Source organism: Pseudonocardia nantongensis (genome assembly GCF_046546495.1).
GTDB lineage: Bacteria > Actinomycetota > Actinomycetes > Mycobacteriales > Pseudonocardiaceae > Pseudonocardia > Pseudonocardia nantongensis.
Genome location: NZ_JBKGXT010000004.1, coordinates 158126 through 183088, shown reverse-complemented (window position 1 = coordinate 183088; position 24963 = coordinate 158126). Strand labels below are relative to the sequence as shown.

Genomic DNA, 24963 nt, shown 5'->3' with positions numbered 1-24963 from the left:
CGGGGAGCTACTGGATGGCGCGCTCAAACGAGATCTCGCCGATCTGGCTGGCGTTGTCCGACCCGCCCCCGCCGAGCGAGGTGATCCAGAGCAGCACGTGACCGGTGGGCGGGGCACCGTCCAGCGGGATCACGGTCTCGCCCCCGCGCAGGGTCACGGTGGTGATCGTGTCGGTCCGCTCCAGCGGCGCGTCCGCGGTCGGGGCCGAGCGGACCTCGACCACGGTTCCCGGGGTGGCCGACTCGACGGTCAACCGGCTGATCGGCTGCACCCCGTCGAACGAGGCCATGATCCCGACGCCCTCCTTGAGGGCCGGGAACGGCTGGTAGTACTGCTGGGTGCGCCAGGCCGTCGCCGGGTTCCCGTCGAGGACCTGGCCGACGTCCGAGGCGTTGTCGCCGTCCCCGGTCGGGTCGAACACCGACACCGTCGACGGCGTGAGCGCGGTGGAGGCGGCCTGGGCTGGCGGTGGCGCCGGCGTGGCGGGCGCGGACGCGACCGGCGGGTTCACGACGACCGGTGGTCCGCCGGAGCCGGCCCCGAACAGGGCACCCACCTGGATGCCCAGGTAGCCGAGCACGAGCAGCACGCCGACCCCGAGCACGGACAGCCCGATCCGCAGGTTGCGCCGGCGGTTCGGGTCGTCGCGGGTGTCCGGCACCCGATCCGAGTCCTGCCAGACGTCGTCCGGGTCGGACGGCGCGCCGTCCCGCACCGGCGGGAAGAACGCCTGGTCGGCGTCCTCCGCGACGACGTCGGTGAGCATCCGGTGCATCGCCGCGGCGGTGTGTACCCGGCCGATCCCCTCGTCCTGGCCGAGCGCCCCGGAGCACAGCGTGTCCAGCTCCAGCGGGACGCCCGGGCGCAGCGCCGACGGGGCCCGCAGCCGGCCGGCCGGGGTGCGGTCGGCGGCGACCAGCCCGGCCCGCGCGGCGTCGGCGACCGACAGCGGCCAGCGCCGGGTGAGCAGGCAGTAGAGGATCCCGCCGAGCCCGCGGACGTCGTCGGCGGCGCTCACCGACGGCCGGGGCAGCAGGAACGCGAGCAGCGCGCGCCCGTCCGGCGTGATCCGGACCCGCTGCGGGTGGTCGCAACCCAGCACCAGACCCTGCTGGTGGGCCTCGGTGGCCGCTGCGGCGAGGGTCTCGACGGCCTTGGCGGCGCGGTGCGAGCGGACCGGTCCGTCGGCGACGGCCTCGGCCAGCGAGCGCCCCGGCACCCACTCGGCGACGGCCGCGCCGAGCACGTCGGCGGGCAGCCCGTGCGTCCCGGGGGCGAGCACGTCGAGCAGCCGGGCGCTGCCGGCGTGCTCGAAGCACCCCGACCGCAGCGCCCGGACGATCATCTCGCCGGCTCGGGCGGTGCCCTCCGGGTCGTCCGAACGGTCGTCGGCGGGCAGCCGGCGCAACAGCGTGACGCCGACCGGCCGGCGCAGCACGGTGTCCTCGGCCCGCCAGAACTCGGCCCCGGCCGACGGGTCGGCGCCGATCCGCTGGCGGAGCACGTAGCGGTCGGTCAGTGGGGAGCCGGCGCTGGTTCCGACGGCGTCCCGGGCGGCCGGGATGCGGCCGGTCGCGTGGGACTGGGCCGGAACCTTTGCGGTGGCCTGCTCCTCGGTGCGCCGGACGGGTGACGGCCGCTCGCGGGGGGCGGCACCGGCCGCGTCGTCCCCGGTGTCCCGGGTGTGATCGGTGGCCGGATCCTCGGGCACGGGCGTCTGCTGGGCGTCGGTACGGGCAGCTCGCTGGTCGGTCTGCCCGTTCAACGGCCTCGCCCTCCCCCGACGGCTGATGTCGCGTCCGACCTCAGCCTACGACACTCCGGTGGTCGGGGCCGAGCACGAAACGGTCTCGTCGACCCCACACGTGATGTGTTCGGCCGGTGGTACGGAAAGGTTCATGACGAGCCGCCCTCCATCGCCCGAATGTCGAACGCCTGCGGCGAGCGGTCATCTGGGCTGGCCGAGCGCGGCCGAACCGGTCACCGCGTCGGTGGCGGTCCGGTCCCGCGCCCGGCCGGCGTCGTGGGCGGAACGGGGTCGGGCGGCGACGCCGAGGACTCCCCGGAGCCAGCCGGCGGACCTCCCGGACCCGACCCGCCGGACCGCGTCCGGCGCAGGATCCGCCGCACCACCAGCACCACCAGCACCGCGCCGGCGATCGCGGTCAGCCAGACGGTGACCGTGCCGTAGACGGTGGAGCGGACCCGCAGCCGGGTGTCCGGGCCGAGCGTGGCGCCGTCCGGGGTGCGCAGTCCCGCGCCGACGCTGAACTGCCCCGACCGGGTGACCTGGGCGCTCACACGGACCTGTACCCGGCCCAGCGGCGGGACGGCCTGCACCGGGATCGGGGCCACCCGCAACCCGGTGGTGCTGGAGAGCACCACGCGCACGTTCATCGTCACCGGCAGCCCGTTCGCCACGGTGATCAGCAGCGGGGCGTCGCTGGTGCCCAGCGAGTACGGGCTCGGCGGCTCCAGCACCCGGACCGATCCGCGGATCCCCTGGATCCGTTCGGTGACGATCGCGGCCTCCCGCTCGGCCCGGGCCGGGTCGCCGCGCCACGCGGCGGCCGCGGAACGCAGCGTGCCGCGGACCAGCGGGTCGAACACCTCCGCCGGGCCGGCCCCGACGCCGGTACGGCCCTCCGCGGCGCCGCGGAGGCTCTCGATCGACCGGACCTGGTCGCCGATCGTCGCGATCACCGAGCCGGGGATCTCGGCGCCGCCGGCCTGCACCGGGTAGAACAGCCGCGCCGCCTCCTCGTCCCCGGGGACCGGCTCCGCGGCGAACGCGGGCAGGCCGGCCGGGGTCAGCCGGCCGTCGCCGATCAGGGCGGCGAGCGCGGACAGCACCCCCGCGGCGGCCTCCCCGTCGGCCGACCAGCCGTGCGGTGGCGCCACCACCACCGGCTCCGGGGCGGACCCGGCGGCCCGGAACGCCAGCGCCCCGGCGAGGTCCTGGCCGGCCAGCGCGCCGGGGCCGCCGCCCTGCAGCTCGACCCCGTCCGGCCCGGCCGCGGCCTCGGTCAGCAGCGGGTCGGCGAGCAGCGCCCGGTCGGCGGCCCGCCCGCCCGCTTCGTCGGTCACCCGGACGGCCCCCGACGTCCGGCCGCCGACTCCGCCGACGCCGTCCGCGGAGAGCACCAGCCGGGTCCCGCCGCCGAGCGCGGCGAGCGTCGGCTCGTCCAGCACGCCGCCGACCGGCCAGACGGTGTCGGGGAGCACCGGGGTGCCGAGCTCGTCGACCAGCGCGGTGCGGCCCTGTTCCAGGGTGAGCCGGGCCAGCTCCGCCTGACCGCCGCGGACCAGCGCGACCAGGTCGGCGTCGGAGGGCGGGAGGGCGAGCACGCAGGTGCCGCGGGCCGCCGCGGTGAGCGCGGTCAGCCACTGCCCGGCCGCCTCCGCACCGCGGCCCGGGGTGGTCGTCCCGTCCGGCGCGGTCACCTCGTAGCCGTTCCGCATGGCGGCGGCGGTCGCGACCAGCTCGGGGTCGATCGCCAGGCAGACCGCGGCACGGGCGGGCGACCCGGCCGGAGCACGGGTGTCCAGCGCCTCGACCAGGCCGCGCAGCCGGCCGCCGGGGGCGAACGAGTCGGCCAGCTCGTCGTCGGTGAGGACGGGTGTCTGCCCCGGGACCGGCGGTATCCGGCGGGGCACGTCGGTGATCGGGTAGAGCATCGTCGCCGGGGCCGCCTGCGGTGACGGGCCCGGTGCGCCGGGCAGCGACGACACCGGGAGCAGGGTGCGGACCGCGGCCAGCCGGGACGGGTCCCCGCCGGTGGAGCCGTTGAGGTTCACCAGGATCGGGTAGGTACCCGGGCCGGGCAGGGCCAGCGAGGAGCCCGGGTCCCCGGTGAGCGCGACCGCGTACCGGAAGGGCACCGACGCGCCGGGGGCGAGCCCGCCGAGGTCGGCGAACGGCGGCGTGACGTCGTCGGTGCCCGCCTCCCCGTCCAGCGCGGTGCGCAGGCCCGGCTCCCCGCTCAGCGCCGGGCCGCGCTGGACCCGCACGGAGAGCCGGTCCAGCGGCGCGGTGCCGGTGTTGGTGATCGTCCCGGACACGACCAGCTCGCCCGGCCCGGTCGCGGTGACCGCTCGGGGGGACATCGCGTCGACGTCCAGGCGGACCGGTGCGGCCGGCTGCTCGGACCGGGCCGGCGCCGCCGCCGGGGCCGAGGGTGCGGCGAGCGCCGATGCCGGGACCGTGAGCAGGGCCAGCAGCACGATCGCGACCAGGGCCGCGATCCGATTCACGCCGTCTCCTCCAGCAGGTTCGCCGCGTGCCGGATCAGCCGGCGCTCATCGGCGTAGGCGAGCCGGCCCTCGAGCTCGTCGAGCGGCACCCAGGCGACCTCGGACACCTCGATGTCCTCGTCGGAGAGCTCGCCGCCGAGAGCCCGCATCAGGTAGTGGTGCACGGTCTTGTGCACCCGGCGGTCCTCGGCGACGAACCAGAAGTCGATGGTGCCCAGGGGTGCCAGCACCTCACCGATGATGCCGGTCTCCTCCTGGACCTCGCGCACCGCCGCCTGCTCGGCCGTCTCACCGGCCTCGATGTGCCCCTTGGGCAGCGACCACAGCAGCCGGTCGCGCCGGTCCAGCCGTCCGATCAGCGCCGCGGCCCCCGTCCCGGGGTGCACGACCAGCCCGCCGGCCGAGGTCTCGTCCACCGTGCGCAGGCGGCGGCGCCGATCCGCGGACCGTCCCGCGCGGCGCCCCCCGGAGCGGCCGCGGGAGGTGGACATGTGGCGATGGTAACGAGGAGCAGGCCGCTCGGGGGACCGACGAGCCGTCCGGGACCGTCATCTCACCCGCCCGACGACGGGGTGCCGCAGGCCGCGCCCGGACGCGGGAACGACCCGACCTGCGGCCGGGTCCCGGCGTGTTGCCTAGACTGGCCGGTCGTGTCCTCGCCGTCCGTGACCTCGCAGACGACCCGCCAGTCGACCCCGCCGGCATCCCGGCGCGCCGCCCCCGGGCCGGACCCGGACGAGCTGCAACGCTCCCAGGAGAACGCCGTGGTCCAGATGCTCGACGTGCCGGACGTCGCCGACGAGCTCGCGGCCCGGTTCGCCGCTCGCGGGCACCGCCTCTACCTGGTCGGCGGCAGCGTCCGGGACGCGTTGCTGCGCGGTTCCGGCGGCTCCGACCGGGAGCCCGGTGATCTCGACTTCACCACCGACGCCCGACCGGAGCAGATCCTGGCGGCGGTCCGCGGCTGGGCCGACGCGGTCTGGGACACGGGTATCGCGTTCGGCACCGTCGGGCTGCGGCGCGGCGACCGGATCCTCGAGGTGACGACGTTCCGCGCCGACACCTACGACGGCGCGTCCCGCAACCCCGAGGTGCGTTTCGGCGACGACATCGGCGGCGACCTGGTCCGCCGGGACTTCACGGTCAACGCGATGGCCGTCGAGCTGACCGGCGACGAGCGCCGGTTCGTCGACCCGCACGGCGGCCTGGCCGCGCTCGCCCAGGGCGTCCTGGACACCCCGGACGTGCCGGAGCGGTCGTTCTCCGACGACCCGCTGCGGATGCTGCGGGCCGCCCGGTTCGTCTCCCAGCTCGGCTTCACCCCGGCCGAGCGGGTCGCGGCCGCGATGACCGCGATGGCCGGCGAGCTGTCCCGGATCACTGCCGAGCGGGTGCAGGCCGAGTTCTCGAAGCTGGTGCTGGGCACGTACCCGCGCCGCGCGGTGGAGCTGCTCTGCGACACCGGCCTGGCCGGACAGGTGGTGCCCGAGGTCCCGGCGATGCAGCTGGAGACCGACGAGCACATGCAGCACAAGGACGTCTACACGCACTCGCTGGTCGTCATGGAGCAGGCGATCGAGCGGGAGACCGACGGCCCGGACCTCACGCTGCGGCTGGCCGCGCTGCTGCACGACATCGGCAAACCGGCGACCCGGCGCAAGGAGCCGGACGGGCGGGTCAGTTTCCACCACCACGAGGTCGTCGGGGCGAAGATGACCCGCAAGCGGCTGCGCGCCCTGAAGTACCCGAAGGCGCTGATCGACGACGTCACCCAGCTCGTCTACCTGCACCTGCGGTTCCACGGCTACGGCAAGGGCGAGTGGACCGACTCGGCGGTGCGTCGCTACGTGACCGACGCCGGGCCGCTGCTGGACCGGCTGCACCGGCTGGTCCGCTCGGACTGCACCACCCGCAACCGGCGCCGGGCCGCGGCGCTGCAGCGCAACTACGACGGCCTCGAGGACCGGATCGCCGAGCTCCGCAGGCAGGAGGAGCTCGACGCGATCCGTCCGGACCTGGACGGCAACGCGATCATGGAGCTGCTCGGGATCGGGCCCGGCCCGGCCGTCGGGAAGGCCTACAAGTACCTGTTGGCCCTGCGGATGGAGGAAGGTCCGCTCGGTCCGGAGCTGGCCGAGGCCGAGCTGCGGGCCTGGGCGGCCGAGAACCTCTGATCTGAACGTACGTCTTACACGAACGTGTAAGACGTACGTCAGGCCGGCTTCGGGTCCGGGGTGGACGTCCGTACGGAACGGACGTACACCAGGTGGGCCAGCAGGCCGGCGGCGTACAACCCGGCCGCGACGCCGAGCAGTGCCGGTGAGCGCCCGTCGGTGGGCCCGGCCACCGCGGCCAGCGTGACCGCGGCGACGTAGCAGACGCTGAACACGGCGTCGAACAGCGCGAACACCCGCCCGCGCACCGCGTCGCCGGCGCCGGCCTGGATGCCGGCGTCCGCGCAGAGCTTGACGACCTGCCCGAACACGCCCAGCGCGAACGCGCCGACCAGCACCGTCGGCAGGGTCAGCCACACCGCGACCGCGGCCTGGGAGAGCGCTGCTGCGGCCACAGCGATCCGCACCGCCCGGACGGTCCCGGCCCGGCGCACCAGCGGCGGGGTGACCAGCGCGGCCACCGCCAGACCGGCGGCGGTCAGCCCGGCGACCATGCCCACCCCGAGCAGCCCGCCGGCGCCCGGGACGTTCTCCGGGGTGAACACGTAGCGGAACAGCATGAGCAGCAGCAGCGTGTTGATTCCGAACGCCAGCCGGTGCGCGACCAGACCCAGGAACGGGGCGCACACGGCCGGGGTGGTGACGGTGGCCCGGGCGCCCGCGGCCAGCCCGCCCGCGACGTCGCGGAGCAGTGCCGTGCGGGGCTGTGACACCCGGGGTCCGGCCGGGGAGCCGTCGACCGGCGCGGCCGGGGCGCCGCGGTCGGGCGGCGGGTCCGGGCCCAGTGCCCGGCGCCCGAACCCGGCCGCGAGCCCGGCCGCGGCCAGCGAGCCGAGCGCGGCGAACAGCACGGTCACGGCCGAGCCCACGTCGCCGTCGCCGAACACCGCCCGCAGGGCCACCGCGCACCCCGCCCCGAGCGCCGAGATCCCGGCCCCGACGGTGACCGACAGCGTGTTCGACGGGACCAGCCGATCGGTATCCGGGACCACGTGCGGCAGCGCCGCGGACAGCCCGGTCAGCACGAACCGGTTCACCCCGGTCACGGCCAGGGCGAGCACGAACAGCGGCGTTCCGGCCGTGCCGGCCGCGACAGCCGCGGCCACCGCGACGACCAGCAGCGCGCGCAGCACGCTCGCCCCGGCCAGCACCCGGCGCCGGTCCCAGCGGTCCAGCAACGCGCCGGCGAACGGGCCGAGGAACGAGTACGGCAGCAGCAGCACCGCCAGCCCGGAGGCGACCACCAGCGGATCGGCTTCCCGCTCCGGGTTGAACAGCACCGCGCCGCCGAGGGCGGCCTGGAACAGCCCGTCGGCCCACTGCGCGAAGAGCCGGACCGTGAACAACCGGGTGAACGGTCCACTGCGCAGCAGCGCCACCGCGGCGCCGAGGCCGGCGGCGGACCGCGGCCGGGAGGCGCCCGTCGGTCGGTCGTCCGGACGGGCGGCGGTACTGCGCACGGGTGCCGAGCCTACGTACACGGGGCGGGTGCGAACATGGGGTCGTGCGGGAACACCGCGCCACGCGAGGCGCCGCTCTCCCCCCGGTCACGCCGGGGAGCCTGCTCGTCGCCGCCCCCGGGCTGGGCGACCCGAACTTCTCCCGTTCGGTCATCTACATGATCGAACACCGGCCCCAGGGCAGCCTCGGCGTCGTGCTGAACCGGCCGGGCCCGGCTGCCGTGCGCGACGTGCTGCCGCGCTGGGCCGGGCTGACCAGCGACCCCGGGTCGATGTTCGTCGGCGGGCCGGTGGAGAACCAGACCGCGCTGTGCCTGGCGGCGCTGCGCACCGGGGAGTCCGAGCGCGGGCTGAACGGGCTGATGCCGGTCCGTCCGCCGGTGCAGCTGGTCGACCTGGACTCCGATCCCGGTCCGCTCGCGCCGCGGCTGCGCGGCCTGCGGATCTTCGCCGGGTACTCGGGGTGGGACGCCGGGCAGCTCGGCGCGGAGATCGCCCGCGGGGACTGGTTCGTCGTCCCCGGCCTGCCGGACGACCTGCTCACCACCTCGCACGACCGGCTGTGGGAGCAGGTGCTGCGGCGTCAGGGCACCCCGCTGGCCCTGCTCGCGACGTTCCCTGTCGACCCCGCACACAACTGACACCGGCGCCCTGGTCCGCTGAGGTTAGCCTCGGCTATTGTCCGGTCGTGCCGCTCCGTCGCTCCCTTCCGGCCGGGCTCCTGCTCGCGCTGCTGCTGCTCACCGCCTGCACGTCCGCGCCGGAGGACCCCGGTCCGGCCCCGGCCGGCGGCGGCCCGTTCCCGGTCACCGTCGAGCACGCCTACGGCTCGACGACGATCCCGGCCGCACCGACCCGGGTGGTGGCCCTCGGGGTGAGCGACGCCGACCCGCTGCTCGCCCTCGGTGTGACCCCGGTCGGGCTGTCCGCGTTCAGCTCCTACGAGCAGACCGGCGGGCTGGGTCCGTGGGCGCGGGACCGGGTGCAGGGCGAGCCGCCGGTCGTGCTGACCGGCGACCCGAACCCGGAGCGGATCGCCTCGCTGCGGCCGGACCTGATCGTCGCCGTCAGCGCGGGCCTGGACCAGCCGACCTACGACGTGCTGTCCCGGATCGCCCCGGTGGTCGCCCGTCCGGCCGGGACGATCGCGTTCGGCGTCCCGCTGGCCGAGCAGACCCGCACCATCGCCACCGCGCTCGGCCGGGCGGAGGAGGGTGAGCAGCTCGTCGCGCAGGCCGAGGCGGCGTTCGCGCAGGCGCGGGCCGAGCACCCGGAGTTCGCCGGCCGGACCGGCACCGCCGTGCTGCCGTTCGACGGCCGGTACGGCGCCTTCACCGACGCCGACGCCCGCGGCCGGTTCATGACCTCGCTCGGGTTCACCCTGCCGGCGGGCGTCGCCGAGATCGAGACCGGCGGGAGCTTCTACGCCGAGCTCTCCTCGGAACGCCTCGGCGTGCTCGACGGCGACGTGCTGGTCATGCTCGCCGACCAGCCCGCGCTGCGCGCCGCCGTCGACGCCGACCCGGTGCTGCAGCAGGTCCCGGTGGTGGCCGACGGCCGGATGGTGATCACGGACGCCGACACCACCGGCGCGATGTCCTACAACACCGTCCTGTCTGTGCCCTACGCGCTGGAGCGCCTGGTCCCGCAGCTGTCGGCCGCGGTGCAGAAGGCTCCGCCCGGGAACTGAGCGTCGGCCGGGCCCTGGCCCACCGCTGGGCGGTCCCGTCGGTGGAGGTCTGGCCGAACCTGGTCAGCAACGCACACTGGTCGACGAACCGGTACTCGGCGGTGAACCCGCTGGACCACCTTTCTCGTCATGATGTTGAGATCAGGCTCCTACCTGCGGAAGCAGGGGATCCGCGACGTGCGGGCTTCCTCGAAGGGGCGACCGCGACCCGGCGGCCGGTCACGGTCCCGCGAGCGTTCCAGTCCCGGCGGGACGTTCGAGGGGTACCGGTTCGTCGGTCCGGTGCTCGGCGACCGCAGCCTGGACGCCGGGTGGGCGCCACCGCCCGGGGGCCGTCCGGTGCTGCTGGTCTCGCTCGGCAGCGCCTGCAACGACCGGCCCGACCCGTACCGCGCGATCGTCTCGACGGCCGGCGACCGGCCCTGGCACGTGGTGCTGTCGATCGGGGACGTCGACCCGGCCGGGATCGGGGCGCTGCCGCCGAACGTCGAGGTGTATGCGCAGGTCCCGCAGCCCACCGTGCTCCGGCACGCCCGGGTTCTCGTCATCCACGCGGGAAAGGGCGGGACGACGGAGGGGCTGGTGGCCCGGGTGCCGCTCGTCGCGTTCCCGCAGATGGCCGAGCAGCGGGCCAACGCCGACCGGATCGCCGGGCGCGGGCTGGGCCGGGTGCTCGATCCGGCGACGGTCACCGCCGAGCAGCTGTGGGCCGCGGTGGAGGCGGTCGCCGACGATCCGAAGGTGTCCGTGCGGCTCGGGTGGATGGCCGGGGAGATCGCGGTGGCGGGCGGGGCGCACGCGGCGGCCGACGAGATCGAGGCCGCCCTGCGCTGATCCGGCGCGTCCGCGGGTGGTCCGGGTCGGCCACCGGTGAGCGGCCCGATGCGGGTGGTCAGTCCGCGGTGGCGTCCCCGTCACGCGATCCCGTGGTCGTCGAACCCGTGGTCGCCGAGCCCGGCTGGGTGCCGGTGGCGTTGCGGCAGCCCGCGACCAGGTCGCAGCCCGCGCACACCCCGCCACAGGTCGGTGCGGCCTGCTGCTCGGCGATCGTGACCGCGGCCGCGCGGGCGCCCATCGACCCGCCGAACCCGGCCATCACCACCGTCCCGGCGACGGCGAGGGCCGCCAGCACCCACGGCGTCGCACCGCCCCGGCCGGTGGCCAGCAGCGCGCCGCCGCCGACCAGCGCGATCAGGCCCGCGGCCCCCAGCGGTCCGGCAGCGACCCGGTTGGCCAGGGCGAACGCGTCGGCGGTGCGCAGGCTCGCCGGGGTCCGGACGCCGGCGAACCGGTTGCGCGGCAGCGTCCCGGTCGCACCGAGCAGGGCGAGCACGGCGAGGGCCGGTCCGGCCAGCAGGAGCAGGACGGCGAGCACCAGGCGCAGCGTGGGAGGCACGTGACCAGGGTAGAACCCGGCTGAGCCGGTATGCCCGCCCCGGCTACCCTGGTCACATGTGCACGGCCCGGCGGCGGCTGCCCCACTGGCAACACGGCCTGTGGCAACACGGCCTTCCCGGCGCCGCGCCGCGGTGAACCGCCCGAGGGCGGAGTTTCGACGGCGCAGCGACGACCCCTCCTGCCGGCACGGCGGAGGGGCGCAGCGTGTTCCGGGCCCCGGGTACGGGCCGTGACGACGTGTTTTCCGAGGTGAAGCGGACATGACCACCGAGACGAGCGCGACACCGGCCACCGGTGACCGTCCCGACCGCCCGGCCTACCGGTACGACGCCGAGATGGCCGGCCGGATCGAGCGCAAGTGGCAGGACTTCTGGGAGGCCGAGCAGACCTTCCGGGCCGCGAACCCGGGCGAGCCCGGCTCGGAGAAGCCGAAGTTCTACCTGATGGACATGTTCCCCTACCCGTCCGGCTCGGGACTGCACGTCGGGCACCCGCTGGGGTTCATCGGGACCGACGTGCTGGGCCGCTACCTGCGGATGACCGGGCACAACGTGCTGCACCCGATGGGTTTCGACGCGTTCGGCCTGCCGGCCGAGCAGTACGCCGTGCAGACCGGGACGCACCCGCGGACCACCACCGAGGCGAACGTCGTCCGGTACCGGCAGCAGCTGCGCCAGCTGGGCCTGGGCCACGATCCGAGCCGCTCGCTGGCCACCACCGACATCCCCTTCTACCGCTGGACGCAGTGGATCTTCCGGGAGATCTTCGAGGCCTGGTACGACACCGACGCCGACCGTGCCCGCCCGATCGCCGAGCTGCGCGCCCAGTTCGAGGACGGCACCCGGCCGACGCCGGACGGCCGGGCCTGGGCCGGGCTGTCCGAGGGCGAGCGCCGCGCGCTGATCGACTCGCACCGGCTGGCCTACATCTCCGAGGCGCCGGTGAACTGGTGCCCGGGGCTGGGCACGGTGCTGGCGAACGAGGAGGTCACCCCCGAAGGGCGCTCCGAGCGCGGCAACTACCCCGTCTTCCGCCGCAACCTCAAGCAGTGGATGATGCGGATCACCGCCTACGCCGACCGGCTGGCCGACGACCTGGACCGGGTCGAGTGGCCGGAGTCGGTCAAGGCGATGCAGCGGAACTGGATCGGCCGCTCGGAAGGGGCGCAGGTCCGCTTCCCGGTGCCGGGGTCCTCCACCGGTATCGAGGTCTTCACCACCCGCCCGGACACCCTGTTCGGTGCCACCTACATGGTGCTGGCCCCGGAGCACCCGCTCCTCGACGCGATCACCCCGGCGGCCTGGCCGCAGGACGTCGACGCCCGCTGGACCGGCGGGGCCGCGACGCCGGCGGAGGCGGTCGCGGCCTACCGCGCCCAGGCGGCGCGCAAGTCCGAGCTGGACCGCCAGGAGAGCCGGGACAAGACCGGCGTGTTCACCGGCGCGTACGCGGAGAACCCGGTGAACGGTGCGTCGATCCCGGTCTTCGTCGCCGACTACGTCCTGATGGGCTACGGCACCGGCGCGATCATGGCGGTGCCCGGCCAGGACCAGCGGGACTGGGACTTCGCGCGCACGTTCGGGCTGCCGATCGTGCGCACCGTGGACCCCGGCGACGGTTGGGACGGCGAGGCGTTCACCGGTGACGGCCCGGCGATCAACTCGGCGAACGACGAGATCGGCCTGGACGGCCTGGGCGTCGACGAGGCCAAGCGGACGATCATCGACTGGCTGGCGGCGAAGGGCGCGGGCGAGAGCGTCGTCCAGTACAAGCTGCGGGACTGGCTGTTCTCCCGGCAGCGGTACTGGGGCGAGCCGTTCCCGATCGTGTGGGACGAGCACGGGCCGGTCTCCCTGCCCGAGGACCGGCTGCCGGTCGAGCTGCCCGACGTCGACGACTACGCGCCGAAGACCTACGACGCCGACGACGCGAACACCGAGCCGGAGCCGCCGCTGTCGCGGGCGAGCGAGTGGGTGAACGTCGAGCTGGACCTGGGTGACGGCCCGAAGGCCTACCGCCGCGAGACGAACACGATGCCGCAGTGGGCCGGCTCCTGCTGGTACTACCTGCGCTACCTGGACCCGGACAACGCCGACCGGTTCGTCTCGACGGAGGCCGAGCAGTACTGGCTGGGCAAGGATCTGGCGCGCTCGGCCGCGGACCCGGGCGGTGTCGACCTGTACGTCGGCGGTGTCGAGCATGCGGTGCTGCACCTGCTGTACTCCCGGTTCTGGCACAAGGTGCTGTTCGACCTGGGCCACGTGAGCAGCGAGGAGCCGTTCCGCAAGCTGTTCAACCAGGGCTACATCCAGGCCTTCGCCTACACCGACGCGCGCGGCATGTACGTGCCGGCCGAGGAGGTCGTGGAGTCGGGTGGCGGGGCCGACGGTGCCGGCGGTTTCACGTGGAACGGCGAGCCCGTCACCCAGGAGTACGGGAAGATGGGCAAGTCGCTGCGCAACGTGGTGACGCCCGACGACATGTGCGACCGCTACGGCGCGGACACCTTCCGGCTGTACGAGATGTACACCGGCCCGATGGAGGCATCCCGGCCCTGGTCGACCCGGGACGTCGTCGGCCCGCAGCGGTTCCTGCAGCGGGTCTGGCGCAACCTGGTCGACGAGGGGACCGGGGAGGTCACCGTCGTCGACGCCGAGCCCGGCGAGGAGATCCTGCGGTCGCTGCACAAGGCGATCGCCGGCGTCCGGGAGGACTACCCGGCGCTGCACTACAACACCGCCGCGGCGAAGCTGATCGAGTTGAACAACGTGCTGACCAAGCGCGGCACCGCGGTGGAGCGGCACGTCGCGGAGTCGCTGGTGCTGATGATGGCGCCGCTGGCCCCGCACATCGCCGAGGAGCTGTGGCAGAAGCTGGGCCACGACGGTTCGCTGGCCTACGCCCCGTTCCCGGAGTCCGACGAGCGGTACCTGGTGGCGGACACCGCCGAGTACCCGATCCAGGTCAACGGCAAGGTCCGGTCCCGGGTCACGGTGCCCGCCGACGCCTCGCGCGAGGACATCTCGGCGGCCGCGCTGGCCGAGGAGAAGATCGTCGCGGCACTGGCGGGCGCGGAGCCGAAGAAGGTCATCGTGGTGCCCGGCCGCCTGGTGAACGTGGTGCCCTGACCCGCGCGACCGGGTCGAGCATGCCTCGAACCCTGAAGCCGCGGGCGGGTCAGTCCCCGTTCCGGCCGGTGATCAGCTGGGAGAGCAGCACGACACCCCAGATGCCGATCGGGAAGATCGGCCAGAAGAACGCGGCGCTGCCGGTCGCCAGCGAGATCACGCCCCAGATCCCGATCAGCATCACCGAGGTGCCTGCCCAGGACCGCCACTGGGTGAGGTACTCGGCCCGGGACTCGGCTCGCTGCTCGGCGGCCCGGCGCTCGCGGACCGCGGGCACGTCGGTCGCCCGGACCGCCGGGAGGTCGGCTAGCAGCGTGTCCAGCTCGGCGCGGGTCCGCGCGGCGTAGGCATCGCGGATCCGCTCGTCGTACTCGGTCAGCGCCAACCGGCCCTCGTCGTGGGCCATCTTCAGCCGGTCCGCGGTCTCCTGACGCTCGGCGTCCGAGACCCGGACCAGCCCCCCGTCGTCCCCCGGGTCCCCCATGGTTCCGAGCGTAGCCGGATGTCACCCGGTGGCGAGCGGCGTCGTGGCGGGCGCGGCCGGTTCCGGCCGCGCGGGGCGGGCCCGATGCAGGGTCGCGACCGCCACCCCGACCAGGCACAACGCCCCGCCGGTCAGCGCGAGCGGGGCAGGGACCTCACCCAGCAGCAGCCAGGACAGCGCGACCACCAGCGCCGGGACGGCGTAGGTCGTCGCTGCGAGCCGGCCCGCGCTGGTCCGGGACAGCGCGTATCCCCAGGCCAGGAACGCCACGGCCGTCGGGAACAGGCCCAGGTAGAGCACGGTCGCTGTGGCCGACACCGGGGCCGTGCCGGCGGCGACGACCAGGTCCGGGGTGAACGGCAGCGTCGTGACGGCACCGGCCAGGCAGCCCAGCCAGGTCATCGTGAGCGCGTCCACCTGCTGCAGCAGCCGTTTCTGGGCGACCGCGCTGGAGGCGTAGAGCACCGCCGCGGCCAGGCCGAGCAGGACGCCCGCGGTGTCCGCCCGCCCGGTGGAGGTGGCCAGGGTGATCACGGCGACGCCGGCCAGCGCGACCGCGATCCCGGCCAGCAGCCGCCGCGGGAAGCCCTCGCCGAGCAGCAGCCCGGCGAGCACCGCGACGAGCACCGGTGCCACGTTGACCAGCAACGACGTCGTCCCGGCGTCCAGGTGCCGCTCGGCACCGTTGAGCGCCAGGTTGTAGAGCCCGAACCAGGCCGCGCCCCACACCGCGATGCCGGCGAGCGTCCGTCCGCGAGGCAGTCGCGGTGCCCGGCCGCGCCGGGCCGCGCGGGCGAGGACCACGCCGGTGAGCGCGACCGTCGCGGCCAGCTGGCGTCCCAGGGCCAGCGCCCCGGGCGGGTAGTCGTGACCGGCCGCGCGGACCCCGACGAACGCCGACGCCCACAGCAGGACCGTGACGGCGGCGGCGAGCGCCGCCCACGGGACGCGGGCCGGACCGGGTGGACGCTGAACGGGTGCCGCCGGGGAGGTCGCCATGCGGTCCAGCCTGCGCGGCGGAACCATTCAGTACCAGCGACTTCTTCTTCCGGATGGTTCAGTAGCGCTGTATGGTCGCGGCGTGCTCGACACCCATCGCCTGCGCGTGTTCCGGTCCGTGGTCGCCAGCGGCTCGGTGGCCGGCGCCGCGGTCAACCTCGGATACACGCCCTCCGCGGTCAGCCAGCACGTCACCGCGCTGTCCCGGGAGACGGACCTGACCCTGTTCGAGCGGGTGGGCCGCGGGCTGCGGCCGACGTCGGCCGGGCTGGCACTGGCCGATCAGGCGGACGCGATCCTGGCCCGGCTCGGGGAGGCGGAGACGGTCGTCGCGGACCTGCGGGCGGGCCGCACCGGCCGGGTGTCGATCGGGTACTTCGCCTCGGTCGGTGCGGCCTGGCTGCCCCGGGTGGTGCGCCGGCTGACCGCGGAGTTCCCCGGGGTCCGGCTGGACCTGTCGCTGCTGGAGTGGCTGCCCGACGACCCGGTGGCCCGGCCCGACCTGCAGGTCGCGGTGGAGCGGCCGGCGTTCGTGCCCGGCCCCGGGTTCAGCACCCGGCACCTGCTCGACGACCCGTACCTGGCCGTGCTGCCCGCCGGGCACCGGCTGGCCGGGCGGACCGAGGTGGAGCTGGCCGAGCTGGCCGGCGAGCACTGGGTGGACAACGACTTCGCCCGCGGCTGGTGCCGGCGCAACCTGGTCGAGGCGTGCACCGCGGCCGGGTTCAGCCCGCCGTTCCACGTCGAGGCGCACGACTACCCGACGGCGCTCGCGTTCGTCGCGGCCGGCGTCGGGATGACGGTGCTGCCCGAGCTCGGGGCCGCCCGGCTGCCGGAAGGGGTGTGCACGGTGCGCGTGGTCCGGCCGACGCCGGTCCGCACGATCATGGCGGTGCTCCGGGACGGCGCGGCCCGCACCCCACCGGTGCGGGCCGCACTGGCGGAGCTGCAGGCGGTCGCCGGGGCCGGGCTCAGCCCTGCAGGCGCACCGTTCAGCCCTGTTGGCGCACCGTGATGTCGGTCAGGTGCGCGTCCGGGGTGGCGGTCACCGCGGCCAGCACCGCCGCGGCCACCGACTCCGGACGCAGGAACCGCGACCCGTCGTAGACCCCGTCGCTCAGCCCGGCGCTCGCTCCGCCTGTGCTCCGCTCGTGCTCCACCACGGAGCGCTGCATCGCGGTGTCCACCCGGCCCGGGTGCACCGAGGTGACCCGGATGCCGTGGCCGGACTCCTCGGCACGCAACGCGTCGCCGAACGCGCGCAGCGCGAACTTGCTCGCCGCGTACGAGCCCCAGCCGGCCCGGGCGGTGAGCCCGGACCCGGAGTTGACCAGGACGACGTCCGCGCCGCCGTCGGCGCCGGCCGTGCGCAGTGCGGGAAGCAGCAGCCGGGTGGTCTCGGCGACGGCGACGACGTTCACGTCGAACTGCCGTCGCCAGACCTGCGCCGGGGTGTCCGCGACGGTCCCGAGCTCGCCGATCCCGGCCGAGTGCACCAGGGCGTCCAGCCGGTCGATCCCGGACAGCGCCCCGGCCAGCGCGGCGTCGTCGGTGAGCTCGACCGGCAGCGCGGTCGCGCTCACCGGGCCGGCGTCGGCCAGTTCCGCGATCACCCCGGCCAGCCGTTCCTCGTCCCGACCGCCGAGCAGCAGGTCGTAGCGCGGGGCGAGCAACCGGGCGACGGCGGCGCCGATGCCCTGCGAGGCACCGGTGACGAGGGCGAGCGGGCGGCGGGGAGCGGTCATGCCTCGAACCTACGACGACCGGCCCCGCGCCGCGCAGCAGGCGGCCGGGGCCGGTCGGGCGGCTGCGAGGTCGTCAGACCCGGCGGGCCGAGTTGAACGGCATGCTGGCCATGTCGGACACCTTGACCGGCTCGCCGCTGGTGCTGGCGTGCACGATCCGATCGCCACCGACGTAGATGCCGACGTGGCTGACCGGCTTGTAGAAGAAGACCAGATCGCCGGGGCGCAGCTCGGACTTCGAGACCTCGGTGCCGGCGCTCGCCTGGGCGCGGCTGGTCCGCGGGACGTCCTTGCCCGCCTTCTCGAAGGCGTAGCTGATCAGGCCGGAGCAGTCGAAGGAGCTCGGGCCGGAGGCGCCCCAGCTGTAGGGCTTGCCGACCTGGGCCATCGCGGTGGACATCGCGCTGGTGCGGGTGGCGGCGGCCTGGCCTGCGGCCGAGGCGGCACCGGCGGCGGCCGCGGCGTTCTGCGCGGCCGGGTGCGCCGCGGCCGGGGAGGCGGCGGGGAGGACGTTCGCGGCGGGCGCGACGTCCCGGGTCACGGGAGCGGCCGGCGCGGGGGCGCCGGGTGCCGGGGCCGCGATCGCGGCGGGGAGCACGGACAGGACCGCGGCGGCGGCAGCGGTGGTGGCCACGACGGCGACGCGGACAGCCGGGACGGTATGTCGCTGGGGCACGGGATGTTCCTCGGGGTTCGCACCTCCGGGGACCGCGGGGACGGGCGTCGCGGAAGGGGTGCCCGGTCGCCGGATCGGCGGGGCCGGACGGCCGCACAGCCCGCCCGCGTCGTCGCCCGGCGGTGACCTCGCACCCGTCACCCCTGGTGGGATCCGGTCGCGCAAGGCCGGGCGGCACATTACGAACAGATATCGGCTCGCTAAATGACGCACGACACAATCGGACAATGACGACCCTCACGGACAATTGCGAGAAGATTCCGAACCGGAGATTTCCAGGCCTGGAAACGGCGACGGCCTGGTGCCCGGCGCGCACGCCGGGACACCAGGCCGCCCACGGGTCGGCTACCGGCTCAGCTCTCGCTCTCGCCCCGGATGAAGGCCTGCACCCGGTCCCGCGCTTCGGAGTCGCGGTACTGCTCCGGCGGGGACTTCATGAAGTAGCTCGACGCCGACAGGATCGGGCCGCCGATCCCGCGGTCCTTGGCGATCTTGGCCGCGCGGACCGCGTCGATGATGATCCCGGCCGAGTTCGGGGAGTCCCAGACCTCGAGCTTGTACTCCAGGTTCAGCGGCACGTCACCGAACGCGCGGCCCTCCAGACGGACGTATGCCCACTTGCGATCGTCCAGCCAGGAGACGTAGTCGGACGGGCCGATGTGCACGTTGCCCCTGCCCATGTCCCGGTCCACCTGGGACGTCACGGACTGGGTCTTCGAGACCCGCTTGGACTCGAGGCGCTCGGACTCCTTCATGTTCAGGAAGTCCATGTTCCCGCCCACGTTGAGCTGCATCGTGCGGTCCAGCTGCACCCCGCGGTCCTCGAACAGCTTCGCCAGCACCCGGTGCGTGATCGTGGCGCCGACCTGGGACTTGATGTCGTCGCCGACGATCGGGACGCCGGCGGCCCGGAACTTCTCGGCCCACTCCGGATCGGAGGCGATGAACACCGGCAGCGCGTTCACGAACGCGACCCCGGCGTCCAGCGCGGCCTGGGCGTAGAACCGGTCGGCCTCCTCGCTGCCCACCGGCAGGTAGGACACCAGGACGTCGGCCCCGCTGTCGCGCAGTGCCTGCGCGACGTCCACCGCCTCGTCGTCCGCCTCGGTGATCGTCTCCCGGTAGAACCGTCCCAGCCCGTCGAGGGTGGGCCCGCGCTGCACGGTCACCCCCAGCGGTGGCACGTCACTGATCTTGATGGTGTTGTTCTCGCTGGCCGCGATGGCGTCGGTGAGGTCCTGGCCGACCTTCTTGGCATCGACGTCGAACGCGGCCACGAACCGAATGTCCCGGACGTGGTACCCACCGAAGTCGACGTGCATCAGGCCGGGGACCTGGGTCGACGGGTCGGCGTCCGCGTAGTACGTGACGCCCTGCACGAGCGACGCGGCGCAGTTGCCCACGCCGACGACCGCGACCCGAACCTGGCTCATGTCAGGCATCTCCTGTTCGTCCGTCCTGTCGTTCCCCGCCGGACCGGGGTCCGGCGTCCGTTCCGGCGTCCCCGCCGGTGGTCCTGTCGCGCCGGTCGTCCGGACCGGCAGCCTGTTCCGCGCGTTCGGTGGCGATCAGCTCGTTCAACCACCGCACCTCGCGCTCGGAACTGTCCAGCCCGAGCCGGTGCAGCTCGCGGGTGTAGCGGTCGATCTGCTCGCCGGTCCGGCCGAGCGTGGTGCGCAGCCCGTCCCGGCGTTCCTCCACGGTGCGCCGCCGCCCTTCGAGGATCCGGAGCCGGGTCTCGGCCGGGGTCCGTGAGAAGAACGCCAGGTGCACCCCGAAGCTTCCGTCCTCCCATGCCTGCGGGCCTGCGTCGGCGAGCATCTCGGCGAAGCGCTCCTTGCCCTCGGCGGTGACCCGGTAGACCCGGCGGCCACGACGTGACCATCCGGACGGTCCGCTCGCGCCCTCCTCGGTGTCGGCGATGAGCCCGGCCCGCACCAGACGGCGCAGGGCCGGGTACAACGATCCGTAGGAGAAGGCGCGGAACCCGCCCAGCCGGCGGCCCAGCTGCTTGCGCAGCTCGTAACCGTGCAGCGGACCCTCCTGGAGCAGTCCGAGGATGGCGAACTCGAGCACCGACACACCTCCCTCTCACCGCCCGGCGCAATCATATCGGTCCGATACATCGAGGTGCCCGTTCGATGATCGCCGTCACAGCCAGCTCCGCGCCGGACATCGACCACCACCAGGGACGAGAGCGACAGCGACGGCTGGTGCCCGGCCGACCGACGGGGGCCGGTGCCGTGGGTCGCGGGTACCCTGTCCGGGTGCTCAGCCCGCGACAGGTGGTGGACTACGCCCTGCAGCGCCGCGCGCTGCTGGTCGCCGTGCACTCCGGTCGCGTGGACCAGGCCGAGGCGTGCGACGCCGGCGCCTACCTGCAGCGTGCGGCCCGGTTCCACGGCACGACGGTCGACCAGACCTGCCCGATGTGCCGCAAGGAGCAGCTCGCCCAGGTCTCCTGGGTGTTCGGGGAGAGCCTGCGGCAGGTGTCCGGGTCGGCGCGGTCCACCGACGACCTGGAACAGCTCGCCGCCCACCACCCCGAGTTCACGGTGCACGTGGTCGAGGTCTGCCGGACCTGCGGATGGAACCATCTGGTCCGGTCCTTCGTCCTGGGCACCGGGCGCCGCCCGCGCCGCACCGGACGCAGGACCGCAGGCGAGTGACCCCGAACCCGACCCCGAGGCCGGAGGCGAGGACGGTGCCCGGACCACCGGCCGTCACCGACCGCCACACCGACTCCCGCCGGACCGCGTTCCCCCGACCCGGACGCCGGCGGACCCGCGAGAGCAGCGACCTTCTCGGAGCCGCCAGGTGAACGACGATCGCGCCACCCGGCGCACCCCGCCTCCCCCGCCGCCCGGCCCCCCGCCTCCCCAGGGGCGTCCGCTCCCGCCGCCGGCTCCCCGTCCGGGACCGGGTCAGGTGCCGCGCCGTCCCGGTCCGCCGCCGCACGGACAGCCCGCCCGGCCGGCCCCGACCGGCCGTCCCGGGCCGAACGGTCCCGGCTCCCCGTCGCCGAACGGCGGCCGGCAGGTACCGCCGTCCGGGCCGCCGCCGCTGCTGACCCACGAGGAGTCCGGTGCCGGGCACGGCGGGCCGGGTGAGACCGCCGCGGCGCCGCCCCCCGGGTCACCGCCGCCCCCCGGTGGCCGCACCGGTGGTGGCGGCGGCCCGCCCGGTCCGCCCGGGCGTGGCGACAGCCGCCGTCCCGGTGACGGCGGCGGCGGCCGGGGCGGCCGGCGGCGCCGGATCCGGAAGTGGGTGCTCGCGGCCGCCGGTGTCGCGGTGATCGGGCCGTTGATCGCGTTCGCGATCGGCTGGCTGGTGTTCCCGGTGCCCAGCGCCGAGGACATCGCCGTCACCCAGGTCGCGACCTTCACCTACGCCGACGGTGCCCCGCTGGCCACCGTGCGCCCGGACAACGTCAACCGGATCAGCGTCCCCCTGGACCAGGTTCCGGTACCGGTCCGCCAGGCGGTGCTCGCCGCCGAGGACCGCTCGTTCTACTCCAACCCGGGCTTCGACATCTCCGGCATCGGGCGGGCGGTGATCAACCAGCTGACCGGCGGCGTCGGCGGTGGTTCGACGATCACCCAGCAGTACATCAAGGTGACCACCGGGCAGGACCAGATCTCGCTGGTCCGCAAGTTCCGCGAGGTCGTGCTGGCCGCGAAGATCTCCAAGGAGATGACCAAGGACCAGATCCTGGAGAACTACCTGAACGCGATCTACCTGGGTCGCGGCGCATACGGCGTGCAGGCCGCGGCGCAGGCGTACTTCGGGAAGAACGTCGCCGACCTGTCCGCCTCCGAGGGGGCGGTGCTCGCCGGGCTGATCCAGTCGCCGTCCAACTGGGACCCGGCGAAGAACCTGGAGATGTCCCAGCAGCGCTGGAACTTCGTCCTGGACGGGATGGTCGCCCAGGGCTGGATGACCCCTGCCGACCGCGGGCGGCAGCAGTTCCCGCAGTTCACCGAGTCGGCCGGGAACCAGGGCGGCAGCGGCATCCCCGGTGACGACAAGGGACACATCTACAACGCCGCCCGCAGCGAGCTGGAGAAGCTCGGCATCTCCGAGACCGAGATCAACACTCAGGGTCTGAACATCACCACCACGATCGACCCGAAGGCCCAGGAGGAGGCCGGGCAGGCGATCCGGAAGGTGATGGAGGGCCAGCCGGACAAGCTGCGCTCGTCGCTGGTGTCGGTGAACCCGAAGACCGGCGCGGTGGTCGCCTACTACGGCGGCGACAACGGCGTCGGCCTGGACTACGCGTCCGTGCTCAAGCAGCCCGGCTCGTCGTTCAAGCCGTTCGTCCTGGCCGCCGCGCTGCAGGCTCCCGAGCCGATCGGGCTCGGGGCCACCTACAACGGCTCCTCCCCGCAGACGCTGGCCGGCACCGAGGTCACCAACTCCGAGGGCGTGAGCTGCGCCAGCTGCTCGGTCAAGGAGGCCATGACCAAGTCGATCAACACGGTGTTCTACAAGATGGGCCTCGACGTCGGCCCGCAGAAGGTCGCCGAGGCCGCGCACCAGGCCGGCATCCCGGCGGACCTGCTGCCCAACCCGACCGGCGGCATCTCGCTGGGTGACCGCGAGGTGCACCCGGAGGACATGGCCTCGGCGTACGGGACCTTCGCCGCGGACGGCATGCGGCGGGAGCCGTTCCTGGTGGCCAAGGTGACCGCCAGCGACGGCCGGGTGATCTACGACCGTGGAGCGGGCGACAACGGCCGGCAGGTGATGGACCCCGAGGTGGCGCGCAACGTCACCGAGTCGATGACCGACGTCGCGAGCTCGTCCCGGATCGGGCTCTCCGACAGCCGTCCGGTCGCGGCCAAGACCGGCACCGTGCAGAGCGGGACCGAGGGCCAGAACAACGACGCGTGGACGGTCGGCTACACGCCGTCGGTGTCCACCGCGGTCTGGGTCGGTACCGACGACAACACGCCGATCCGGAACTCCGCCGGGAACCCGATCTACGGCCGGATGCTGCCGGGATCGATCTGGCAGGACTTCATGAGCGGGGTCCTGCGCGGCACCCCGGTCGAGCGGTTCTCCGACTTCGAACCGATCGGTCAGGCGCCGCCCCGGCAGGTCACCGCACCCAGCACCGAGCAGAACCCGTCCGCGCCGACCACCGAGTCCGGCGAGCCCAGCCGCGAGCGCGACGGTGGCGGCGACAACGGCGGCGACCGGGGCGACCGCGGTGACCGGGGCGACCGGGACCAGGCCCGCGACGACCGGAACCGGGACCGCGGCGGCGACAACGGCGGCGGCGACGGCGGCGGTGACGGGGGCGACTCCGGCAACCCGTCCGAGGACGGGGACCCACCCGGCACCGAGGAGGCCGCCGGCGGGGACGACGGCGGAGGCGGCAACTGACCCGACCCGCCCGTCCCACCGGTCCCGCGGAAGGGGACGGGCAGGCCCGGACCGGTCCCGGCGAGCGGGTGATCCCGAGCTGGACCGAGCCGCTGGCGCGCTCGGCGAGCCGGACGGTCGGCGGCCCGCTTGGCCGGCACGCGCTGGTCGGGCGGGCCCGCTGGTGGACCCCGCTGCGGGTGGTGCTGCTGCTCGCCGTCGTGGTGCTGGCGGCGTCCTGGCTGGGCAAGGCGGCCTGCCTGCAGGAGTATCGCACCCCGGACGGCGTGGCGGCGCTGGACTGGCGGGGCGACCGGCAGTACGTCGCCATGTGCTACTCGGACACCGTCCCGCTCTACACGGCGGAGGGACTGGCCGACGATGCCGTCCCGTACCGGGACCCCCATGGCGAGGGCTACATGGAGTACCCGGTGCTGACCGGGTTCTTCCAGTGGATCAACGCCCAGCTCACCGACGGCTGGGTCTGGCTGGCCGAGCGGTTGCCGCTGCCGAGCGCGCTGGACGTCGTCGTGTACTTCGACGTCACCGCGTTCTGGCTGGCGGCCGCCTGGCTGACGGTCGTCTGGGCGGTGCTCACGTTGCGCCCGGAACGGCCCTGGGACGCCGCGCTGGTGGCGCTGTCGCCGCTCGCGCTGGTGCACGTGTTCACCAACTTCGACGCGCTGACCGTCGCGTTCGCGACCGGTGCGCTGCTCGCGCTGCGCCGGGACCGGCCCGGTTGGGCAGGCGTCCTGCTCGGCCTCGGCGCGGCCGCGAAGCTCTACCCGCTGCTGTTGCTGCTGCCGGTGCTGCTGGTCGGCCTGCGCCACCGGGACCGGGGCGGGCTGGGCCGGGCCGGCGCGACGATCGGGACCACGCTCGGGACCTGGGTACTGGTGAACCTGCCGGTGGCGGTGCTCTGGCCGCCGGGCTGGTCGGAGTTCTTCCGGCTCTCCGGCGAGCGCCCGGCCGACCCCGACTCGGTCTGGTACGCGCTGAGCTGGTTCACCGGCTGGGCCGGGTTCGACGGTCCGCTCCCGCCGGGCGCCGCCCCGGCAGTGCTGAACGCGGTCGTGCTCGGCCTGATGGTGCTGGTCGTGGCCGCGGTCTCGGTGCTCGCGCTGCGCGCCCCGCGTCCGCCCGCCGTCGCCGAGCTCGGGTTCCTCGTCGTCGCCGGGTTCCTGCTGGTCAACAAGGTGTGGAGCCCGCAGTTCTCGCTCTGGCTGGTCCCCCTCGCGGTGCTCGCGCTGCCCCGTTGGCGGCCGCTGCTGGCCTGGATGGCGGTGGACGCGCTGGTCTGGGTGCCGCGGATGCTCCAGTACCTCGGCACCGCGAACAAGGGCCTGCCGATGGAGCCGTTCCTGCTCACGGTGCTGCTGCGGGACGCCGTCGTGGTCGCGCTGTGCGTGCTGGTGGTGCGGCAGATCCTGCGCCCGGAGCCGGTCGCCGGACAGGACCCCGACCCGGTGTGGCCGGGGCCCCGCCCCCGGCCCGCCGCGCGGGCACAGCCGGACGCACTGCATCGACGGGTACACGCCGGTAGTCCGATCAGGGAGTGACGACGCCGACGTACCTCTCGGGGGTC

Annotated in this window: 20 protein-coding genes; 9 read left to right on the top strand and 11 right to left on the bottom strand. The window is 74.6% G+C overall.

The window, feature by feature from the left end; translation table 11 throughout:
• Positions 1-7: 7 nt before the first annotated feature.
• The 3 genes from ACLFMI_RS06410 to ACLFMI_RS06400 form a co-directional block, all read right to left on the bottom strand.
• Positions 8-1765, bottom strand: a complete 1758-nt coding sequence (locus ACLFMI_RS06410) for a protein kinase family protein (protein WP_410946797.1) — start codon at positions 1763-1765, stop codon at positions 8-10.
• Between the two features lie 215 nt (positions 1766-1980).
• The gene (locus ACLFMI_RS06405; RefSeq protein ID WP_410946796.1) at positions 1981-4254 is read right to left on the bottom strand and encodes a DUF6049 family protein; all 2274 of its coding nucleotides are present in this window, start codon (positions 4252-4254) and stop codon (positions 1981-1983) included.
• Positions 4251-4745 (bottom strand): NUDIX hydrolase, encoded by a 495-nt coding sequence (locus ACLFMI_RS06400; RefSeq protein WP_410946795.1) that lies wholly within the window; start codon positions 4743-4745, stop codon positions 4251-4253. The genes ACLFMI_RS06405 and ACLFMI_RS06400 overlap by 4 nt, the downstream gene beginning before the upstream one ends.
• A gap of 159 nt (positions 4746-4904) precedes the next feature.
• On the opposite strand from ACLFMI_RS06400, the gene ACLFMI_RS06395 reads away from it, so the two are divergent.
• Positions 4905-6428, top strand: coding sequence for a CCA tRNA nucleotidyltransferase (locus tag ACLFMI_RS06395; RefSeq protein WP_410946794.1), 1524 nt, complete (start codon positions 4905-4907; stop codon positions 6426-6428).
• Positions 6429-6466: 38 nt separating this feature from the next.
• Here the strand turns inward: ACLFMI_RS06395 and ACLFMI_RS06390 are convergent, their stop codons facing one another.
• Positions 6467-7888: an MFS transporter gene (locus tag ACLFMI_RS06390; RefSeq protein WP_410946793.1), complete on the bottom strand. Its 1422-nt coding sequence runs from the start codon at positions 7886-7888 to the stop codon at positions 6467-6469.
• Between the two features lie 44 nt (positions 7889-7932).
• Here ACLFMI_RS06390 and ACLFMI_RS06385 point away from each other — a divergent pair, with 44 nt between their 5' ends.
• The 3 genes from ACLFMI_RS06385 (at position 7933) to ACLFMI_RS06375 (ending at position 10412) form a co-directional block, all read left to right on the top strand.
• Positions 7933-8529, top strand: a complete 597-nt coding sequence (locus ACLFMI_RS06385; protein WP_410946792.1) for a YqgE/AlgH family protein — start codon at positions 7933-7935, stop codon at positions 8527-8529.
• A gap of 47 nt (positions 8530-8576) precedes the next feature.
• A complete protein-coding gene (locus tag ACLFMI_RS06380) occupies positions 8577-9578 on the top strand; it encodes an ABC transporter substrate-binding protein (RefSeq protein ID WP_410946791.1) in 1002 nt (333 codons plus the stop codon).
• Between the two features lie 129 nt (positions 9579-9707).
• Positions 9708-10412 (top strand): nucleotide disphospho-sugar-binding domain-containing protein, encoded by a 705-nt coding sequence (locus tag ACLFMI_RS06375; RefSeq protein WP_410946790.1) that lies wholly within the window; start codon positions 9708-9710, stop codon positions 10410-10412.
• Between the two features lie 58 nt (positions 10413-10470).
• Here ACLFMI_RS06375 and ACLFMI_RS06370 read toward each other — a convergent pair whose 3' ends face one another.
• Complete coding sequence (locus ACLFMI_RS06370) at positions 10471-10974, bottom strand: SdpI family protein (protein ID WP_410946789.1); 504 nt, start codon at positions 10972-10974, stop codon at positions 10471-10473.
• 262 nt (positions 10975-11236) lie between these two features.
• Here ACLFMI_RS06370 and leuS point away from each other — a divergent pair, with 262 nt between their 5' ends.
• The gene (gene leuS, locus ACLFMI_RS06365) at positions 11237-14104 is read left to right on the top strand and encodes a leucine--tRNA ligase (protein ID WP_410946788.1); all 2868 of its coding nucleotides are present in this window, start codon (positions 11237-11239) and stop codon (positions 14102-14104) included.
• A 49-nt stretch (positions 14105-14153) separates the two neighbouring features.
• Here leuS and ACLFMI_RS06360 read toward each other — a convergent pair whose 3' ends face one another.
• The gene (locus ACLFMI_RS06360; RefSeq protein WP_410946787.1) at positions 14154-14588 is read right to left on the bottom strand and encodes a DUF1707 SHOCT-like domain-containing protein; all 435 of its coding nucleotides are present in this window, start codon (positions 14586-14588) and stop codon (positions 14154-14156) included.
• Between the two features lie 21 nt (positions 14589-14609).
• Positions 14610-15587: a DMT family transporter gene (locus tag ACLFMI_RS06355; protein ID WP_410946786.1), complete on the bottom strand. Its 978-nt coding sequence runs from the start codon at positions 15585-15587 to the stop codon at positions 14610-14612.
• A gap of 82 nt (positions 15588-15669) precedes the next feature.
• Here ACLFMI_RS06355 and ACLFMI_RS06350 point away from each other — a divergent pair, with 82 nt between their 5' ends.
• Positions 15670-16602: a LysR family transcriptional regulator gene (locus ACLFMI_RS06350; protein WP_410946785.1), complete on the top strand. Its 933-nt coding sequence runs from the start codon at positions 15670-15672 to the stop codon at positions 16600-16602.
• On the opposite strand, the gene ACLFMI_RS06345 is transcribed toward ACLFMI_RS06350, so the two are convergent.
• From ACLFMI_RS06345 to ACLFMI_RS06330, 4 genes are all read right to left on the bottom strand, one after another.
• A complete protein-coding gene (locus tag ACLFMI_RS06345; RefSeq protein ID WP_410946784.1) occupies positions 16580-17332 on the bottom strand; it encodes an SDR family oxidoreductase in 753 nt (250 codons plus the stop codon). The genes ACLFMI_RS06350 and ACLFMI_RS06345 overlap by 23 nt on opposite strands.
• A gap of 73 nt (positions 17333-17405) precedes the next feature.
• Positions 17406-18008, bottom strand: coding sequence for a C40 family peptidase (locus ACLFMI_RS06340; protein ID WP_410946783.1), 603 nt, complete (start codon positions 18006-18008; stop codon positions 17406-17408).
• 353 nt (positions 18009-18361) lie between these two features.
• Positions 18362-19441, bottom strand: a complete 1080-nt coding sequence (locus tag ACLFMI_RS06335; protein WP_410946782.1) for an inositol-3-phosphate synthase — start codon at positions 19439-19441, stop codon at positions 18362-18364.
• A 1-nt stretch (position 19442) separates the two neighbouring features.
• Entirely contained in the window at positions 19443-20084 is a 642-nt protein-coding gene (locus ACLFMI_RS06330) for a PadR family transcriptional regulator (protein ID WP_410946781.1), read from the bottom strand.
• Between the two features lie 191 nt (positions 20085-20275).
• Between ACLFMI_RS06330 and ACLFMI_RS06325 the strand changes: the two genes are divergently transcribed.
• From ACLFMI_RS06325 to ACLFMI_RS06315, 3 genes are all read left to right on the top strand, one after another.
• Complete coding sequence (locus ACLFMI_RS06325; protein ID WP_410946780.1) at positions 20276-20677, top strand: DUF5318 family protein; 402 nt, start codon at positions 20276-20278, stop codon at positions 20675-20677.
• A gap of 259 nt (positions 20678-20936) precedes the next feature.
• The gene (locus ACLFMI_RS06320; protein ID WP_410946779.1) at positions 20937-23399 is read left to right on the top strand and encodes a transglycosylase domain-containing protein; all 2463 of its coding nucleotides are present in this window, start codon (positions 20937-20939) and stop codon (positions 23397-23399) included.
• Between the two features lie 68 nt (positions 23400-23467).
• Complete coding sequence (locus tag ACLFMI_RS06315; protein ID WP_410946778.1) at positions 23468-24937, top strand: glycosyltransferase family 87 protein; 1470 nt, start codon at positions 23468-23470, stop codon at positions 24935-24937.
• The last annotated feature ends 26 nt before the right edge of the window (positions 24938-24963 follow it).

What these genes read in the sequence shown, in the direction of transcription:
- ACLFMI_RS06400 (WP_410946795.1), bottom strand. Translation starts at nt 4,745, where the DNA reads ATGTCCACCTCCCGCGGCCGCTCCGGGGGGCGCCGCGCGGGACGGTCC.
- ACLFMI_RS06375 (WP_410946790.1), top strand. Translation starts at nt 9,708, where the DNA reads ATGATGTTGAGATCAGGCTCCTACCTGCGGAAGCAGGGGATCCGCGAC.
- leuS (WP_410946788.1), top strand. Translation starts at nt 11,237, where the DNA reads ATGACCACCGAGACGAGCGCGACACCGGCCACCGGTGACCGTCCCGAC.
- ACLFMI_RS06360 (WP_410946787.1), bottom strand. Translation starts at nt 14,588, where the DNA reads ATGGGGGACCCGGGGGACGACGGGGGGCTGGTCCGGGTCTCGGACGCC.
- ACLFMI_RS06355 (WP_410946786.1), bottom strand. Translation starts at nt 15,587, where the DNA reads ATGGCGACCTCCCCGGCGGCACCCGTTCAGCGTCCACCCGGTCCGGCC.
- ACLFMI_RS06345 (WP_410946784.1), bottom strand. Translation starts at nt 17,332, where the DNA reads ATGACCGCTCCCCGCCGCCCGCTCGCCCTCGTCACCGGTGCCTCGCAG.
- ACLFMI_RS06335 (WP_410946782.1), bottom strand. Translation starts at nt 19,441, where the DNA reads ATGAGCCAGGTTCGGGTCGCGGTCGTCGGCGTGGGCAACTGCGCCGCG.